Source organism: Celeribacter halophilus, assembly GCF_018860305.1.
Taxonomy (GTDB): Bacteria; Pseudomonadota; Alphaproteobacteria; order Rhodobacterales; family Rhodobacteraceae; genus Celeribacter; species Celeribacter halophilus_A.
The window spans coordinates 229,774-245,507 of the sequence record NZ_JAHKPE010000021.1 but is presented as its reverse complement, the minus strand read 5'-3'; the positions used below and the strand labels follow the sequence as shown (position 1 = coordinate 245,507).

The following is a 15,734-nucleotide window of genomic DNA, read 5'->3' as shown; positions in this document are numbered from 1 at the left end:
TTTCTACTCGCGAATTTTTCTTCTACTTGCCGCAAGGTTGCGGGCAGTTCAATGCTCGAAACAGGATGAGCGCCCATCTCGCGCAATTGTGGCCGCACCATCCATGATCTGCGCGGCTCTCCGCCGAACGAATGGCCCCGGCGCACCGGCATTGCGGTCCTTCGGCGCGGGCAAGACAGCCGCAAGTTGCGCGGCCTGCCGCAAACTGATCTCCTCCGGCCCGACCCCGAAATAGTGACGCGACGCCGCCTCGACGCCGAACACACCCGTGTCGAATTCCGCGATATTCAAATAAACCTCCAGAATACGCGTCTTGCTCCATGTCAGTTCGACCACCGGCGTAATCATCGCCTCAAGCGCCTTGCGCGGCCAGCTTCGCCCGTGCCAGAGAAAGGTGTTTTTCACTGTCTGCTGGCTGATCGTGGACGCGCCGCGTTGACCGCCCGCCGAGATGGCGGACCGGATCGCGGCAAGGTCGAACCCCCAATGATTGCAGAAATTGGCATCCTCCGCCGCGACAACTGCACGCGCGAGATTTGGGGATATGCGACCCATCGGCGTCCATTGATAGTCCACCGAAGCGCCTTGCCGGCTCCCCTCCGCCACCATGTAGAACGTGCCGGGAACGGGAAGAACGGAATAGGCCAGAATCCAGAGAAAAACGAGCGCCACAACCGCAAGAACCGCACGCAGAATACGTCGCCGCAAACGCCGCAGAAAGCCGGGCCCTGCCGGTTTGGTCTTTTTCTTGCTCTTTCTTGCCATGATGCTGAGGAAGCATAGAGAGCGCTGCAAGGTCAAGCCTTAGTGACAGCGCAAGGAAAAAGCCCCCGAAACGGGGGCTTTTAAGCAGTGTTTGTGTCAAATTCACTCGGCCGGAATGGCGCCCTTTTCCAGGGTAAGCGGCACAGGCAGGTGCACGAGCATCTCTTTCGGGCAGACCTGAAGGAAATTGCCTTTTTCCTCTTCCCAGTGATCGAGGATTTCTTTGGCCTTGATCGAATGGGTTTCCTTGGCGTGACGCTCGATGAGATCCTTCAACTCGTTCTCCCAATGATCCACCCCGACCGAACAGGTCACAAGCGTCTCGGGATTGATGAGATCGGAGGCCACCCCGTCCGGATCGTAGAGATAGGCCATGCCGCCGGTCATACCGGCCCCGAAGTTCGCGCCAATCTTGCCGAGGATCACAGCGATCCCGCCGGTCATGTATTCACACCCGTTAGAGCCGCAGCCCTCGATCACCACTTTCGCACCGGAGTTCCGCACCGCGAAACGCTCGCCCGCGCGGCCCGCGGCAAAGAGGTAACCGTCCGTCGCACCGTAAAGCACGGTGTTGCCGATGATCGTGTTCTGATCGGCGACGAGCGGAGAATGCATCGGCGGACGCACCACAACGGTCCCGCCCGACAGGCCTTTGGCCACATAGTCGTTGGCATCGCCGGACACTTCGATCTTGAGACCCGGAGCCGCAAAAGCGCCGAGCGACTGACCAGCAGAGCCGGTGAGCTTGACCGTCAGGTGATCCGACTGGAGGTTGTTGCGCATACCGAATTTCGACACGATATGGCTCGATGTGCGTGTCCCGATGGTCCGCAGCGTGTTCTGCACCGCGTAGGACAGTTGCATCTTTTCGCCCTCGTTGAGGAACCGCGCCGCATCCGAGACGATTTGCGCATCCAGCGTGTCCGGCACCGCGTTGCGCGGCTTGGAGCGGTCGTAAACGATTTTGTCAGAGCCATCGACGGTGATCAGAAGCGGGTTCAGATCGAGATCGTCGAGATGCGCCGAGCCACGGGAGACCTGCGTCAGAAGGTCGGCGCGACCGATGACTTCGTCGATGCTGCGCGCCCCCAAAGAGGCCAGAAGCTCACGCACTTCCTGCGCGTAGAAGGTGATGAGGTTCACAACCTTGTCGGCATTGCCGGTGAACTTCGCCCGCAGGTCGTCGTCTTGCGTACACACGCCCACAGGGCAGGTGTTCGACTGACACTGACGCACCATGATACAGCCCATCGCAATGAGCGCGGCGGTGCCGATACCATATTCCTCGGCACCCAGCATCGCGGCCATGACAATGTCACGCCCCGTGCGCAAACCGCCATCCGTGCGCAGCGTCACACGCTCGCGCAGGTTGTTCATGGCAAGCACCTGATGCGCCTCGGTAAGGCCCATTTCCCACGGCAGACCTGCGAATTTGATCGACGTCGCAGGCGATGCCCCTGTGCCGCCATTGTGGCCGGAAATCAGGATGATATCCGCTTTCGCCTTGGCCACACCTGCGGCAATCGTGCCCACACCGGAGGAGGCCACGAGTTTCACCGTGACTTTCGCCTTCGGGTTGATCTGTTTCAGATCGTAAATGAGCTGCGCAAGGTCTTCGATGGAGTAGATGTCGTGGTGCGGCGGCGGCGAGATCAGCGTCACGCCTTTGGTCGAGTGCCGCAGCTTGGCAATGAGGTCTGTGACCTTCATCCCCGGAAGCTGACCACCCTCACCCGGTTTCGCACCTTGCGCGACCTTGATCTCCAGCTCTTCACAATGAAGCAGGTATTCTGCCGTCACACCGAAACGGCCCGACGCCACCTGTTTGATCTTGGCCGAGGCATTGTCGCCATTGGGTTCCGGCGTGAAATCATCGGGGCTTTCGCCGCCCTCACCGGAGTCGGATTTCGCCCCGATCCGGTTCATCGCGATGGACAAAGTGCGGTGCGCCTCGGGCGAGAGCGCGCCCAGAGACATCCCCGGCGTCACAAAGCGTTTGCGGATCGACGTGATCGATTCCACCTCTTCGATCGGCACCGGTTTGCCAAGCGGTTTGAAGTCCAGCAGATCGCGCAAATGGATCGGCGGGTTGGACTGCATCTTCGCGGAATATTGCTTCCACATCTCATAGGACGCACGGTCGCAGGCCGATTGAAGCATATGCATCGACTGCGCTTCCCACGCATGGGTCTCGCCCGTCTTGCGCGACTTGTAAAAGCCGCCGATCGGCAGGGTGTTGCCACCAAGCCAGCCCTGTTTGTGCACGGCTTCCAGCTTGTGCTGAATGCCACCGACGCCGATACCGGAAATCCGGCTGTGCATCCCCGGGAAGAATTCGTTGACCATCGCGCGGGACAGGCCCACAGCCTCGAAATTCAGACCGCCGCGATAGGAGGAAATCACCGAAATCCCCATCTTCGCCATGATCTTCAACAGACCCGCATCCACAGCGGCACGGTAGCGTTCAACGGCCTCGGTCAGCGTGCAATCCAGCAGCCCGCGTTCGATCCGGTCGGCAAGCGAATCCTCGGCCAGATAGGCGTTCACGATGGTCGCACCGCAGGAGATCAGCACCGCGAAATAATGCGGATCAATACATTCCGCAGAACGCACCCCAAGGCTACAGAAAGTCCGCAGCCCCTTGCGCGTCAGCCAGCTATGCACAGCCGAAGTCGCAAGAATCATCGGCATCGCGACCTTCTCTTCATTCTGCTTCTTGTCGCTCAGAATGATGTGCCCGCCGCCGGAGCGCACGGCTTCTTCGGCCTCGGCGCGAATACGGTCCAGACCTTCACGCAAGGCATTCGGCCCGCCGTTCACAGGGAAGGTGCAGTCGATTTCCGTCATCGGCGCATTGAAATGCGTCTTGAGCGCGTCGAATTGCGCATTGCCGACAAAGGGGCTGTCCAGCACGAGAATCTCGGTCTGGCTGCTGTCCTCGTCGAGCACGTTCTTGAGGTTGCCGAACCGAGTCTTGAGCGACATCACGCGATATTCGCGCAGGGAGTCAATCGGCGGGTTGGTGACCTGCGAGAAGTTCTGACGGAAGAAATGGCTCAACGGGCGGTATTTGTTCGACAGAACGGCAGAGGGCGTATCATCCCCCATCGAGGCCAGCGCCTCTTTGCCATCTTCCGCCATCGGCGCAAGAATTTGCTCCAATTCTTCAATCGTATAACCCGCCGCGATCTGACGCTTTTTCAGCTCGGCACCGGAGAAGATCGGCGTTTCGTCAATGCCAGAGAGCTCTGTTTCCAGATCAACAATTTTGCCGACCCAGTCGCTAAAGGGCTGGGAATTAGCCAGACGGTTTTTGATCTCCATGTCGTGATAGAGCTTACCTTCGGCCATATCCACGGCCAGCATCTGACCCGGACCAAGCGCGCCTTTTTCCACAACAGTCGCCTCGTCGGTCGGCACCATGCCCACCTCGGACCCTGCGATGACAAGCCCGTCGCCTGTCACCACATAGCGCATAGGACGCAGGCCATTGCGGTCAAGACCGGCACAGACCCAGCGGCCATCGGTCATGGCAAGTGCGGCCGGACCGTCCCAAGGCTCCATCACGGAGTTCACATAGGAATACATATCGCGCCACGCTTGCGGCAGTTCTTCGGCGTTTTTGGACCAGGCTTCCGGCACCAGCATGGTTTTCGCCATAGGCGCAGAGCGCCCCGCGCGCACCAGAACTTCGAACACCGCATCAAGAGCTGCGGAGTCGGATGAGCCTTGCGGGATGATCGGCTTGATGTCCTCGGCCATGTCACCAAAGGTCGAAGACGCCATACGAATCTCGTGCGACTTCATCCAGTTGGTGTTGCCTTTGAGCGTGTTGATCTCGCCGTTATGCGCCAACATGCGGAACGGTTGAGCCAGCCACCACTGCGGGAAAGTGTTGGTGGAATAGCGTTGGTGATAGATCGCAAAAGCGGACTCGAAGCGTTCGTCCATCAGGTCCGGATAGAACACGGCCACCTGTTCCGCGAGCATCATGCCTTTGTAGATAATCGAGCGGCAGGACAGCGAACAGATATAAAGGTCGCGCGCGCCTGCGGCCTGTGCGGCTTTTTCGATCCGACGACGGATCACATAGAGTTCGCGCTCGAAGGTCTCTTCATCCACGCCCTTGGAGTTGGAGATGAGAATCTGTTCGATTTCAGGCCGTGTCGCGTTGGCTTTTTCGCCCAGACATTCCGTGTTCACCGGAACGTGGCGCCAGCCGTAGATGTAATACCCCATGCGGAGCACTTCGCTCTCCACGATGGTCCGGCAGGTCTCTTGTGCGCCGAAATCCGTGCGCGGCAGAAAGACCTGACCCACGGCCAGAAGTTCGTCATGGCGCGCTTCGTGACCCGTGCGGCGGATTTGATCGCCAAAGAAGTGGTGCGGGATCTGGACGTGGATACCGGCACCGTCACCGGTCTTTCCGTCCGCGTCCACAGCACCACGGTGCCAGATCGCTTTGAGCGCCGCGATGCCGTTCTCAACGACCTTGCGGGATTTCTTCCCGTCGACGGAGACCACAAGCCCCACGCCGCAGGAGGAATGTTCATCATCTTCGCGGAACAGCCCGTGCTCCGCCATCCACTGGCGTTTTGCCTCTTCGCGGGCGGCCCAGTTAGCATCAAACTTTGTCATGGTATTAACCCTTCCTTCATCTGGTGGGTCAGGACTGTTGTCCTTTTAGAAAACTTCCGTCTCGGGGGAGCCGAAGGTGTGCCCGACAAATGTCCGACACTTGTCCGACGTGTTGCCGACCGCTTCAAAGCGCCCCGAGAGAACTCATTCGGCTGCCACGGCCGCGCTCTGATCGAGATAGGCGACCATCGCATCGGCGGCCTCACGGCCATCGCGGATCGCCCAGACCACAAGCGAAGCCCCGCGCTGGATGTCGCCACAGGCATAGACACCTTCGAGGTTGGTCGCGTGGGTCTGGAAATCGGCCATAACCGTGCCCCAGCGGGTCACTTCCAGATCGTTCACGCCCCAAAGCTCGGGCAGGTCTTCCGGCTCGAAACCGAGGGCCTTGATCACCAGATCGGCCTCTTCGACATAGTCGGCCCCCTCGATCACTTCCGGCGTTTGCCGCCCCGAAGCATCAGGCGCGCCGAGGCGCATTTTCTGCACCATCACGCCTGTGACCGGATCGCCCACAAAGCCTTTCGGCGCGGAAAGCCAAACAAATTCAACGCCTTCTTCCTCGGCATTTTGTGTCTCGCGCTGCGAGCCCGGCATGTTGGCACGGTCGCGACGGTAGAGACATTTCACGGAGGTCGCGCCCTGACGGATTGCGGTGCGCACACAGTCCATCGCCGTGTCCCCGCCGCCGATCACGACAACCTTCTTGCCTTTGGCATTCAACTCGCCGTTTTGATATTCCTCGACGTCATCCCCAAAACCGACCTTGTTGGAACAGGTGAGGTAGTCGATCGCTTTCACGATCCCCTCTGCACCGGCCCCCGGCCCTCTCAGGTCGCGGGATTTGTAGACGCCTGTCGCAATCAGGACGGCGTCATGTTTACCACGGATCGCGTCGAAGGAGATGTCTTCCCCGACATTGCAATTCAGCACGAATTCAACACCGGAGTCTTCAAGCTGTTTCGCACGCCGCAAAACGATGTCTTTTTCCAGTTTGAACCCCGGAATACCATACATCATCAAGCCACCAGCGCGATCAGAGCGTTCGTAAACCGTGACCTTGAGACCCGCACGGCGCAGACGATCGGCGGCAGCCAGACCACCCGGACCGGAACCGATGATGCCCACGCTTTCCTCGCGCTCGACGGCAGGCTTGATCAGTTCGACCCAGCCCTCTTCCCACGCGGTATCGGTGATGTATTTCTCGACAGAACCAATCGTCACTGTGCCGTGGCCGGATTGTTCGATCACGCAATTGCCTTCACACAGACGGTCCTGCGGGCAGATACGGCCACAGATTTCAGGGAAGGTATTGGTGGCCTGAGACAGCTCGTAAGCTTCTTTCAGCCGTCCGGTGGCAGTCAGACGCAGCCAGTCGGGGATATTGTTATGCAAAGGGCAATGGGCCTGACAAAAGGGCACACCGCACTGCGAACAGCGCGAAGCCTGCTCTTCAGCCTTGGCTTCGACGAATTCGCCGTAGATTTCCAGAAAATCGTCTTTCCGATCTTCCGCGTCCCGCTTGGTTGGCATGTCCCTGCCTACCGACACGAATTTGAGCATCGGCTCTTTCGCCATGACACCACATCTCCGAAGGTTGGTTATGAGTTCGTCCCTCATTATAAGGAGTTCGGGGAAAAGAAAAGTCAGAAGTGCTGTCTTATTTTTTGTTTTTTGCGCAAGTTAAACCCAGGCGCCCAGTGTTTGTGCCCCAAAATGAGTCAGCATTGCTTACATAACAATATCCTTCTTATTGATTCCACATAAGTTTATGCTTTCTTAATGAGAGACCGTTAAGGAGTTATTATGAGCCTGTTCTATCTACTTGTCGTTGCGATCGTGCAGGGCATCACCGAATTTCTTCCGGTTTCTTCCTCAGGACACCTGATTCTCTTGCCGTTCGTCATGGGCGCACAGGATCAAGGGCAGGCCATAGATGTTGCCGTTCACATCGGCACGCTTGGCGCGGTGATCCTTTATTTCTGGCGCGACGTCCGCATCGGACTGGCCGGCACTCCAAGAATGCTCACCGGAAAAACCGATACACCCGGCTCGAAACTCGCCTTTCTGCTTCTGGTATCCACAATCCCTGTGATCGTGATCGGCCTCATCCTCAAAGTCACGGGCCTGTCCGACGCCATGCGCAGCCCGACCGTCATCGGCTGGACCATGCTCATCTTTGGCATTGTGCTGTATTGGTTCGATCAAAAAGGCCCCGAGACCAAAACAGAAGCCGACTGGTCCCTGAAAGACGCGGTCAAACTGGGCCTATGGCAAACCATCGCCCTGATCCCCGGCACATCACGTTCCGGCATCACCATCACAGGCGCGCGCGCGATGGGATACACACGCCAAGACGGCGCCAAGATCGCCATGCTCATGTCGATCCCGACCATTATGGCCTCGGGCATTCTATTGGGAGCAGAAGTCATTGGCGAGGCGGATTGGGCGATGCTGAAAGACGCAGCAATCGGCGCGGTCTTCGCCTTTGTCGCAGCCCTTCTTGCCCTGATCCTGATGATGCGCCTGCTCAAATCGGTAAGCTTTACGCCGTATGTGATTTACCGCGTGCTGCTCGGCCTTGCCCTTCTGGCCATATCCTACAGCTAAGACACTATTCGAAAATGAAAAAGCGCGCCCCGCAGGACGCGCCCTCATACCCGAATCTCTGAAAAATCAGATATTGCGAAGGTTCTTTGCGCTTTCTCGAATGGCATCATACTGACCCGACGGACGATAGATCCACATGTAATCAGGAAGCACCGCTTGCAACGCAGTCGGCTTGATCCCGAGGTCAGCAAAACCTTTTGCCCCTTCGGAAACGACATTGTCCACTTTTAAGTTCTTCACCTGATCCCGCGTCAGAACGCCATTGTGGAACAATCCGAGCGTCAGGAATTGAAGCACCGAGAAGCCCATCGCCATGAGATTGCCAACCCAGAACGGCAAATTGACGATCAAACGCTTGCGGTGAATGGCTTCGAGCATATCACCCATAAGCCCTTTGAGCGTATCCACATCCGGCCCGCCCAGCTCATACACGCCAGCCTCAGCCTGCCCCAACACACCAGCCACAGCGGCGCGCGCAACATCATCGACATAAACCGGCTGGAATTTTGTATCCCCGCCAACAAGCGGCAAGATCATATTTTTCTCTGCCATTTTGCCGAAACGGTTAAAGAATGCATCTTCCTGCCCGAAGATCACCGACGGACGCAGGATCACCGCATTCGGGAAAGACTCGAGCACTTTGGCTTCACCCTCGGCCTTGCTCCGCGCATATTCCGACGCCGAATCGGCATTCGCACCAATCGCTGACAGATGAACCATTCGGGCAACACCCTGTTCGGCCGCCAGTCGCGCAACGCGTCCCGCTCCTTCGGCCTGCACGGCAGAAAAAGAGTTCTTGCCGCGTTCCGTCAAAACGCCGACACAGTTCACAACAGCATCCGCGCCGACCATCGCAGCACGCACCGACTCATCATCGCGAATGTTGCAAAATACCGGCTCGACCTGTCCGACCGCCCCGTAGGGCTTCACATGAAGCGACTCATTGGGACGGCGTACTGCAACGCGAACACGCCAACCCTCCTTTGCCATACGACGGGCGATATATCGCCCGACAAAGCCAGCGCCGCCATAGATGGTGACCAATTTCGTCATCTGCATCTCCAATGCCAAATTGTCGCTTTTCCTTAGCTTTTAGCGCGGAAATGAACAAGACGCTATTGCTCATAGCAAAAACCTCAAAAACGCCGTTGACACCATCCGCGTTCATCATTACATCGCTGCCTCACGACATCTGTGCCCAGATGGCGGAATTGGTAGACGCGCCAGCTTCAGGTGCTGGTGTCTGTATGGACGTGGAGGTTCGAGTCCTCTTCTGGGCACCACAATATCCCAATATTGATATAAGCAAAAAGTCAGATTTAAGACTTTTACACCTAAGCCATTCCAACACTTCAGATCACACAGCACCAATTTACCGAGTCACCTTAAAAATCAGGATGCCGACAAAAGAGCCAAGGCATTTGATGCGCTGGAAGTACTACTAGTGCCTGAATTCAATTCAGCCCGTATGAGAAATAGTTTAATTAGATCTTCCTGGCTTTCTGGATTCACAAATTGCGTAATTTCTGTGTCCCCAAAATATTGGGCGGCTTTGTCGCGGAAGATTGTGAGTTGCTGATCCAGGTCGAGGTTACTTATGGAACTCGGCAATCCTAAAGCCGTTTCAAAAACGGTTCGCATGGCTTCGTTACCCATGACCGAGTACCATCTTCCATTGTCTGTGGTGTCTTTTGCGACAAGCGTGGAAAGTTCATCCTTCAGATTTAAGGCGAGTCGCATATCCTCGTTTTGCTCTCCGACAGCTATCTGAAATTGTTTTTCTTGATAGGCTGATATAATTTCATCAGGAAATGCGCTTTGCACCGTATTGGGAGTTTCGAAGTCTCCAAAGCCAAAAGCCTCAGAGAATTCCAGATATCGCTTGTCAGTCAATTTATTGGCTAGAGAATCCGAATTTAAAGTCCCATCATTGAGAACTTTTTCAATAAAAAATTTATTGTTGATATCGTCATCCAAGCCAAATGCGCCAAGAGCAACCTTCAAAAGCTTATAGTCGGACACAAGATCTTCAGCAGAAGTAATTTGGGAAATGTTCTCGCGGAAATACTCCACCTCCCGCTGCATTGTCACGGATTGATTGAATGCAGCCTGCTGATTTTCTTTGGTGTTTTGCAGAACAACCCATCCCGCATAACCGCTGAATGGGATGATAGGTTGATATGTCATTGGCAATCTCCACTTGAGAATAGCCTTGCCTCTCTGGGAAGCAGACTGCGTAGTGATTTTAGGGCTTGGTAATATTGTTCTGACTGGATTTCAGAAGTTGCTCTACCGAGTATTTTTCGACTGTCTGAATCAGTTAGAACTTGGCTCAACTGTTCAACCCCACGCATCAATTGCGTCTTGGCATCTTGAGGATCAGCATCACCTGACAATACGAGCTGAGCGATATAACACACGCGCCGCACCGGTGTGTTTACCTCTTCAGGATGAATTGCATCTCTGAGACGCAAGATATTCGCATTGGGTGTTACAATGGAAAATCGCGAGCGACGTTCCCCGTTTTCAATGACAGCACCGTTGATTAGAATGCGCTCTTTAGGAGCAAGCTTGAGGACAAGACCACTCATTTATGGCCCTCCTTGTGAAGACCGCGCATGATTGCAGTATTAATTTCAATCAAGGCACTTTCATCAGCTTTCTTTGAGAGAATGTCGGATGTGTGTTTGGCGGTGAACTGTGCAAGATAAAAAATCTGCGCACGAAGGTTTGCGGGAAGTTTATTCTCTTTCTCAGCGACATTAGACGCGAGAAGCGTCCAAAGACGACGATTATCGTGAAGTGCTTTTACATAGGCCGCATATGAATTTTTCTTATTCCCTGATGTTTCGTGAAGACGATGCGTAATTCTTGCAAATGCTTCATATTCGGTGCCTCGAGGCGTTTTGATCGGGGCGGCGGTATTGGAATAGGCCGTTCGGGCCATTTGAAGAGCGTTCACGTCGTATCCTTCCGGTGACAATGAATTTCAACGCGCGGCTTTTGCCGCAGGGGATTCCGGGCGCAAATTGCGCCCGGAAAACGTCTTTTAGCCGAAGAGCGACAAGATGGTTTGCGGCGACTGGTTGGCGATGGAAAGCGATTGTACGCCAAGCTGTTGTTGCACTTGCAGCGCTTGCAGCTTTGCGGAAGCCTCTTCCATATCGGCATCCACCATAGCGCCAATGCCGGAAGTGAGCGCATCGGTCAGATTGGAGATAAAGCTTGACTGCGTTTCAATCCGCCCTTGTGCAGAACCAAACTCCGCAGCGGCATCAACAGAATTGTTGATGAGCGTCTCAACCATGCCAAGGGCGTTTTCGGCCCCGAAATCAGTGGTGACATCAAGATTTTCAAGGCCAAACAATCCTCCCGAAGCCGTCCCGCCATCTTCACCCACAAGAGCAAGGTCAGTAACATCGGCACCAGAGTTATCAATGTTGAGTTGCCATTCGCCCGCGTCGTTCTGCGTCACTTTCGTGGACACAGTTTCAATGCCCGCAGAGTCGATTGCGATTTTCAAGCCGCGCGCAACGTCCTCCATCGTTTCGCCCTTGCCGGCAATGTAATCGTAGTTACTGCCATTAAATTTAACACGATAAGAATCGCCGTCGTTTACTTTGGTTCCCTGAGTAAATGTAATAGTCTCAGCGCGTCGGCTGATTGTGTTGGTGTCCACATCCATGGTACCGATCCCGCTTGCAGAAACGGAAACCTCCACATCTTCGAAAGCGAGCGTCGAGGCCATTTCAACCTGTCCGGGGGTGCCAGTGACTGTTGCAGACACCCCATCGATCCCGAGGCCATTGATTGCAGCAGCAATAGCACCATCCGTGGCAGCTGCGTCAGCACCGGCCTCTACAGTGACGGATTTATTACCAACCGTAACTGTATAGCTTGATGCTGCGTCGTGGCCCACCGTAATTGTCGCGGCATTTGCAACGGCTGACACGGTAGAACCCGACACGGTGCCGTTCCCATTCAGACTTACTGTCCCTCCGCCATAAGAACCAAGATTCGTAGACAGGTCTTGACGGTTAATGGTAATTTCAGATGCGGCAACGCTTCCATTAGACGCACGATCCAAAGAGGACAAAATATTGACGTCTTCGGTTCCTTCGACCAAGTTGAGGCCATTGAATTGTGCCGCACCGACCACCGATTTGACCTGACCAACGAGCGCATCAATGTCGGTCTGGATTTTTTCGCGATCAACGTTTTCTTCTTGGGCGGCAACCACCTTTGCCTTGATGTCGGTCAAAAGGTCGGTCACCGTTTCGGCCGCTTCAGAAGCTACGGCAAGTGTGGATTCGCCCAGAGACAGGCTGTCCGAGATCGCATTGAACCCGGCGACGTCTGCTTCCATCACTTTGGAGATCGCCCATACGGAGGAATTGTCTTTCGCAGAAGCAACTTCTTTCCCCGTTGAAATCATGCTCTGGGTCTTGGAGAGATCGGAGTTGATGGTTTTCAGGGTTTGCAGCGCAACCATTGCGCCGTTGTTGGTCAGAATGCTGGACATAGCATAGTTTCCTTTGATCTAGGGGCGCATTTTGCGCCGCATAAGTTTTGAGGTCCGCCACAACGGGCGGTTTCAGGATCGTCATTCTGACTGATTACGGGTGACCTTTCTGGGCCGACCGTGCCACCCCCTCGGGATGCGCTCTGATCATGTGAGCTTAAAGACTAAAAATTCCCTAAGCTCGGTCGAATAGTTGTCTCGAATTTGAGGCAAAAATGGGGCAGGAAATCAGGATTTTTTCTTTATGGTTAACGGCTTACTGGACAACTGGGTCATTACCCCCTCCGGACCGTAAGTCGTAAAGCCGTTCGAAGCGGAGCTTATCGCGACGAGGTTTTCACGGGCCGCATGAATACCTTTGGCTGAGGCCAAAAGCAGGCGTTTATTGTGCTCAAGACGCTTTTGCAAAGCGGTCAAACGAGACGCTGGCGTCCGGGATCGGGCCACCAAAGACACGAGTTTCTCTTTGGGCTTGGCGAGAGATTGCAGGGTTTCAAAATCGCTTTTCAGAATTGCTTCCCTTTCCTTATCGAGCAATTTGGATAGCGCTGAAACGGGGCGAAACGTATCAAGAAGAGCCATTGGAATCTCCCTTCAGGGCGTTGAAAATTTGTTCCGCAAGACCGATTCCCCCAGCTTTGACCATTTGCTCAGCCTGCGCTTGCACAAGAAAAGATGCGAATTGGTCCTCGCCGGCTCCCCCGCCGAACGTCTCGGAGGTTTTCCCGAATCCGGCACTTTTCAACATTTCCGCAAGAAACGTTGCTTCCAGTTTATCGGCCGCGTCGCGCATTTTCTCATCTTGCGAAGGTATAGGAGACTGTGGATTTGCTGCGGGGGCTATAGGGATTGACGACATAAGGATCGCTCCAATTTGATGTAGTTTTCTCGATCTAATCGCAATTCGGTAAAGAACCGGTAACTCTCTAGGTGGATAGTGGCATCACGGCGAAAAAAACCGGGATGCAAGAAATGCAGTTATTGAATACTGATTTTATGGCGGTAAGTGCTCGAGGTGAGCAGCTTGGCTCCGATTCTGGTGCCGTTGATACGCTTCCTCTAAATGAGATAACGAATCCTGAAGGAGAAAATACCAAACTCCTTGGGGCCCATGCGGAAATTGCCCCGTCCACTGGGCGCGCGGAGGCGTCTTTTGAAGATGTTCTGATGTTTGAAGGTGGGAACGCTGAAACGCTTTCTAAAGAGATTCAGCAAACAAGGTTGGTAGAAACCGACATACAAACTGAAGTTTCTCTCCGAGATTTTCAGGGCGAAATTGCATTGTGTGAAAATATTTTTTGCGCCTCTCATCAGAGTCTGGAAACGGCGGAGAAGCCGCGCGACACAGATTCCTTGCCTTTGTCCGAAACGACAGGTCCTCTGCAGAATATGTATAAAGTGGAACACTTTGCGCCCCCTGAGCATAATGGGAAAGTTGTCGAGCTTGAGGAGGACCTTGCAGAAGTAATCCCTACAGAAACCGCTGCGGTCACTAACTTCACTCCACAACATTCACCTGTAGCATCCTCAGACATTCTTCCTCTTGATGTCCCGTTGCCCGCAGCGATTGAAGATGAGTCGGCGAATCAAACGACTATCATCGATGACGCTACATCGTTTCCAATTCAAAATGCGCCAGCCGATATAGTAGGCATATACAGGCAGCATGCGACGCCGGACACACCGCCTTCTGACAACGCATTTCCTGCTTTTCCAACGCAAACAGAAGCGGAATTGATGGAGCCCTTAGAAGTCTCGGCAGCATCCGAGCACGTTAAAACTCCTTCTGAGCAAGGGGATGATGCCACTCAGAGGGCTGAAAAACCCTTCAAAAAAGAGCGGATCGAGAACATACAACACTCCCTTCCCCCTCTGAATACGGAGACCTTTTCTGCGCCCAAACAGGATGTGCAAATTGCACCGGTGTCGGCGGCTGAAGCGGTTATGCAGCTTCAAGCTTCAACATCAGTTCCCATGCCGGATGAAATCAAACCGACTGTTTCTCCACAGTCCGAAAGTCCTGTATCTGCGCAACACATCCCACACTCGCTGACTACAGAGACACGAGAACTGGATGCCGAAATGCCTGAGATGGACGCACCAAAGCTGAAAGAAATCGTTGTTGGGGCGTCGCTCAATTCTGCGCCAATGGAGGAACAGATTGATCGTGAAAAACCAAATCTATCGCCACAGGTGTTCAAAACGCCCGAAACCTTACGCGATACGCCTTCAAACATAGCTCTGACGACCGAGAGCCCTACCCCAACCACAGATTCAAATCAGGACCCTCGTAGAAAATCCGACACCACTCCGGCGGTAGGCGTCCCCCCTCTTCACACAACGGTAACGGAAAAGGCCATAACTACTAAATCTCGAACAATAGAAGGCGCGAGGATTAAGAGCGATGTCGTGCAGGGCGAGTTTCAGGCAAAACCCAGTCGAGGGTTTTCTGAGATGCCGTCAAACATGAACACGGAGGTGTCGGAGCGCCCAAGATTTAATGAAGGCTCCGAAATTACTGAAGTATTCGAAATGCGCTCCTTAGAGATAACGAAAGAGCAAGATGTTCCAGCCAGTTCGAAAACGGCAGATGTAACTAGAATAAGCACCGTAGGAGTAGATGCGGCGGAACAGTTCGTGGGAAAAAACAACAAACCGAAAATTGAACTAGGACGGGAAGTTATTCCGGACCAGATTCTGTCTGCCAGAGAAAATGTAGGAACACGCGACGCCACAACTCAGGCGAGCACAATTAACCGAACAGAGCTCCCCACACGGGTTGCGATGCAAATTGCAGATGTCGCACGTCAACTGCCGGACCGACCAGTTGAGATTACATTAACTCCCGAGGAGTTAGGCAGAGTCCGCCTCTCGTTTTGTCTGTCAGAGAATGGAGCAATGAATGTCGTGGTGTCCGCCGAGCGCATTGATACGCTTGAACTTCTTCGGCGTAATATCGACAGCCTTGCTTCCGAGTTTCACGACCTGGGCTATTCAGAAAGCGGATTTAGCTTTGAGAGTTTTGGCCAAGACTCTCAAAATCATGAGCAACGTGAAAAACCGTCAGAATTTCAAGGGCCCAGTTGGGAAATGGTCGCCGACAACACGGATGAACGCAGAGCAATCACCATTGAGCCCGTGCGCCTGAGCCTGAGCCTAGGCTCAGGTGCGGGTGTGGATATACGGCTTTAAAAGGAGC

The 15,734-nt window shown here is 54.4% G+C and carries 12 protein-coding genes and 1 tRNA gene; 3 read left to right on the top strand and 10 right to left on the bottom strand.

The window, feature by feature from the left end:
- Positions 1 to 48: 48 nt before the first annotated feature.
- The 3 genes from mtgA to KO492_RS08665 all read right to left on the bottom strand — a co-directional run bounded on the left by mtgA (position 49) and on the right by KO492_RS08665 (position 6,981).
- Positions 49 to 765 (bottom strand): monofunctional biosynthetic peptidoglycan transglycosylase, encoded by a 717-nt coding sequence (mtgA, locus tag KO492_RS08675; RefSeq protein ID WP_216044583.1) that lies wholly within the window; start codon positions 763 to 765, stop codon positions 49 to 51.
- A 102-nt stretch (positions 766 to 867) separates the two neighbouring features.
- Positions 868 to 5,403: a glutamate synthase large subunit gene (gene gltB, locus KO492_RS08670; RefSeq protein ID WP_216044582.1), complete on the bottom strand. Its 4,536-nt coding sequence runs from the start codon at positions 5,401 to 5,403 to the stop codon at positions 868 to 870.
- A gap of 144 nt (positions 5,404 to 5,547) precedes the next feature.
- On the bottom strand, positions 5,548 to 6,981 hold the full coding sequence (locus KO492_RS08665; protein WP_216044581.1) for an NAD(P)-dependent oxidoreductase: 1,434 nt from the start codon (positions 6,979 to 6,981) through the stop codon (positions 5,548 to 5,550).
- Positions 6,982 to 7,209: 228 nt separating this feature from the next.
- Between KO492_RS08665 and KO492_RS08660 the strand changes: the two genes are divergently transcribed.
- The gene (locus KO492_RS08660; RefSeq protein WP_216044580.1) at positions 7,210 to 8,013 is read left to right on the top strand and encodes an undecaprenyl-diphosphate phosphatase; all 804 of its coding nucleotides are present in this window, start codon (positions 7,210 to 7,212) and stop codon (positions 8,011 to 8,013) included.
- Positions 8,014 to 8,079: 66 nt separating this feature from the next.
- Here KO492_RS08660 and KO492_RS08655 read toward each other — a convergent pair whose 3' ends face one another.
- Entirely contained in the window at positions 8,080 to 9,066 is a 987-nt protein-coding gene (locus tag KO492_RS08655; RefSeq protein WP_216044579.1) for a complex I NDUFA9 subunit family protein, read from the bottom strand.
- A gap of 143 nt (positions 9,067 to 9,209) precedes the next feature.
- Here KO492_RS08655 and KO492_RS08650 point away from each other — a divergent pair.
- Positions 9,210 to 9,296 (top strand) — tRNA-Leu (locus KO492_RS08650).
- A 109-nt stretch (positions 9,297 to 9,405) separates the two neighbouring features.
- On the opposite strand, the gene KO492_RS08645 is transcribed toward KO492_RS08650, so the two are convergent.
- The 6 genes from KO492_RS08645 to KO492_RS08620 form a co-directional block, all read right to left on the bottom strand.
- Entirely contained in the window at positions 9,406 to 10,200 is a 795-nt protein-coding gene (locus KO492_RS08645; protein ID WP_216044578.1) for a DUF1217 domain-containing protein, read from the bottom strand.
- Positions 10,197 to 10,604, bottom strand: a complete 408-nt coding sequence (gene flbT, locus KO492_RS08640) for a flagellar biosynthesis repressor FlbT (RefSeq protein ID WP_216044577.1) — start codon at positions 10,602 to 10,604, stop codon at positions 10,197 to 10,199. The genes KO492_RS08645 and flbT overlap by 4 nt, the downstream gene beginning before the upstream one ends.
- Positions 10,601 to 10,975 (bottom strand): flagellar biosynthesis regulator FlaF, encoded by a 375-nt coding sequence (gene flaF / locus KO492_RS08635; protein ID WP_303578304.1) that lies wholly within the window; start codon positions 10,973 to 10,975, stop codon positions 10,601 to 10,603. The genes flbT and flaF overlap by 4 nt, the downstream gene beginning before the upstream one ends.
- Before the next feature lie 87 nt (positions 10,976 to 11,062).
- A complete protein-coding gene (locus KO492_RS08630) occupies positions 11,063 to 12,535 on the bottom strand; it encodes a flagellin (RefSeq protein WP_216044576.1) in 1,473 nt (490 codons plus the stop codon).
- A 228-nt stretch (positions 12,536 to 12,763) separates the two neighbouring features.
- On the bottom strand, positions 12,764 to 13,117 hold the full coding sequence (locus KO492_RS08625; protein WP_216044575.1) for a flagellar protein FlgN: 354 nt from the start codon (positions 13,115 to 13,117) through the stop codon (positions 12,764 to 12,766).
- On the bottom strand, positions 13,104 to 13,394 hold the full coding sequence (locus KO492_RS08620; protein WP_216044574.1) for a rod-binding protein: 291 nt from the start codon (positions 13,392 to 13,394) through the stop codon (positions 13,104 to 13,106). The genes KO492_RS08625 and KO492_RS08620 overlap by 14 nt, the downstream gene beginning before the upstream one ends.
- Positions 13,395 to 13,507: 113 nt before the next feature.
- On the opposite strand from KO492_RS08620, the gene KO492_RS08615 reads away from it, so the two are divergent.
- Positions 13,508 to 15,727: a flagellar hook-length control protein FliK gene (locus KO492_RS08615; RefSeq protein WP_216044573.1), complete on the top strand. Its 2,220-nt coding sequence runs from the start codon at positions 13,508 to 13,510 to the stop codon at positions 15,725 to 15,727.
- The last annotated feature ends 7 nt before the right edge of the window (positions 15,728 to 15,734 follow it).

What these genes read in the sequence shown, in the direction of transcription:
- gltB (WP_216044582.1), bottom strand. Translation starts at nt 5,403, where the DNA reads ATGACAAAGTTTGATGCTAACTGGGCCGCCCGCGAAGAGGCAAAACGC.
- KO492_RS08645 (WP_216044578.1), bottom strand. Translation starts at nt 10,200, where the DNA reads ATGACATATCAACCTATCATCCCATTCAGCGGTTATGCGGGATGGGTT.
- KO492_RS08620 (WP_216044574.1), bottom strand. Translation starts at nt 13,394, where the DNA reads ATGTCGTCAATCCCTATAGCCCCCGCAGCAAATCCACAGTCTCCTATA.
- flbT (WP_216044577.1), bottom strand. Translation starts at nt 10,604, where the DNA reads ATGAGTGGTCTTGTCCTCAAGCTTGCTCCTAAAGAGCGCATTCTAATC.
- KO492_RS08615 (WP_216044573.1), top strand. Translation starts at nt 13,508, where the DNA reads ATGCAGTTATTGAATACTGATTTTATGGCGGTAAGTGCTCGAGGTGAG.
- KO492_RS08660 (WP_216044580.1), top strand. Translation starts at nt 7,210, where the DNA reads ATGAGCCTGTTCTATCTACTTGTCGTTGCGATCGTGCAGGGCATCACC.
- KO492_RS08665 (WP_216044581.1), bottom strand. Translation starts at nt 6,981, where the DNA reads ATGGCGAAAGAGCCGATGCTCAAATTCGTGTCGGTAGGCAGGGACATG.
- KO492_RS08655 (WP_216044579.1), bottom strand. Translation starts at nt 9,066, where the DNA reads ATGACGAAATTGGTCACCATCTATGGCGGCGCTGGCTTTGTCGGGCGA.
- KO492_RS08625 (WP_216044575.1), bottom strand. Translation starts at nt 13,117, where the DNA reads ATGGCTCTTCTTGATACGTTTCGCCCCGTTTCAGCGCTATCCAAATTG.
- KO492_RS08630 (WP_216044576.1), bottom strand. Translation starts at nt 12,535, where the DNA reads ATGTCCAGCATTCTGACCAACAACGGCGCAATGGTTGCGCTGCAAACC.
- mtgA (WP_216044583.1), bottom strand. Translation starts at nt 765, where the DNA reads ATGGCAAGAAAGAGCAAGAAAAAGACCAAACCGGCAGGGCCCGGCTTT.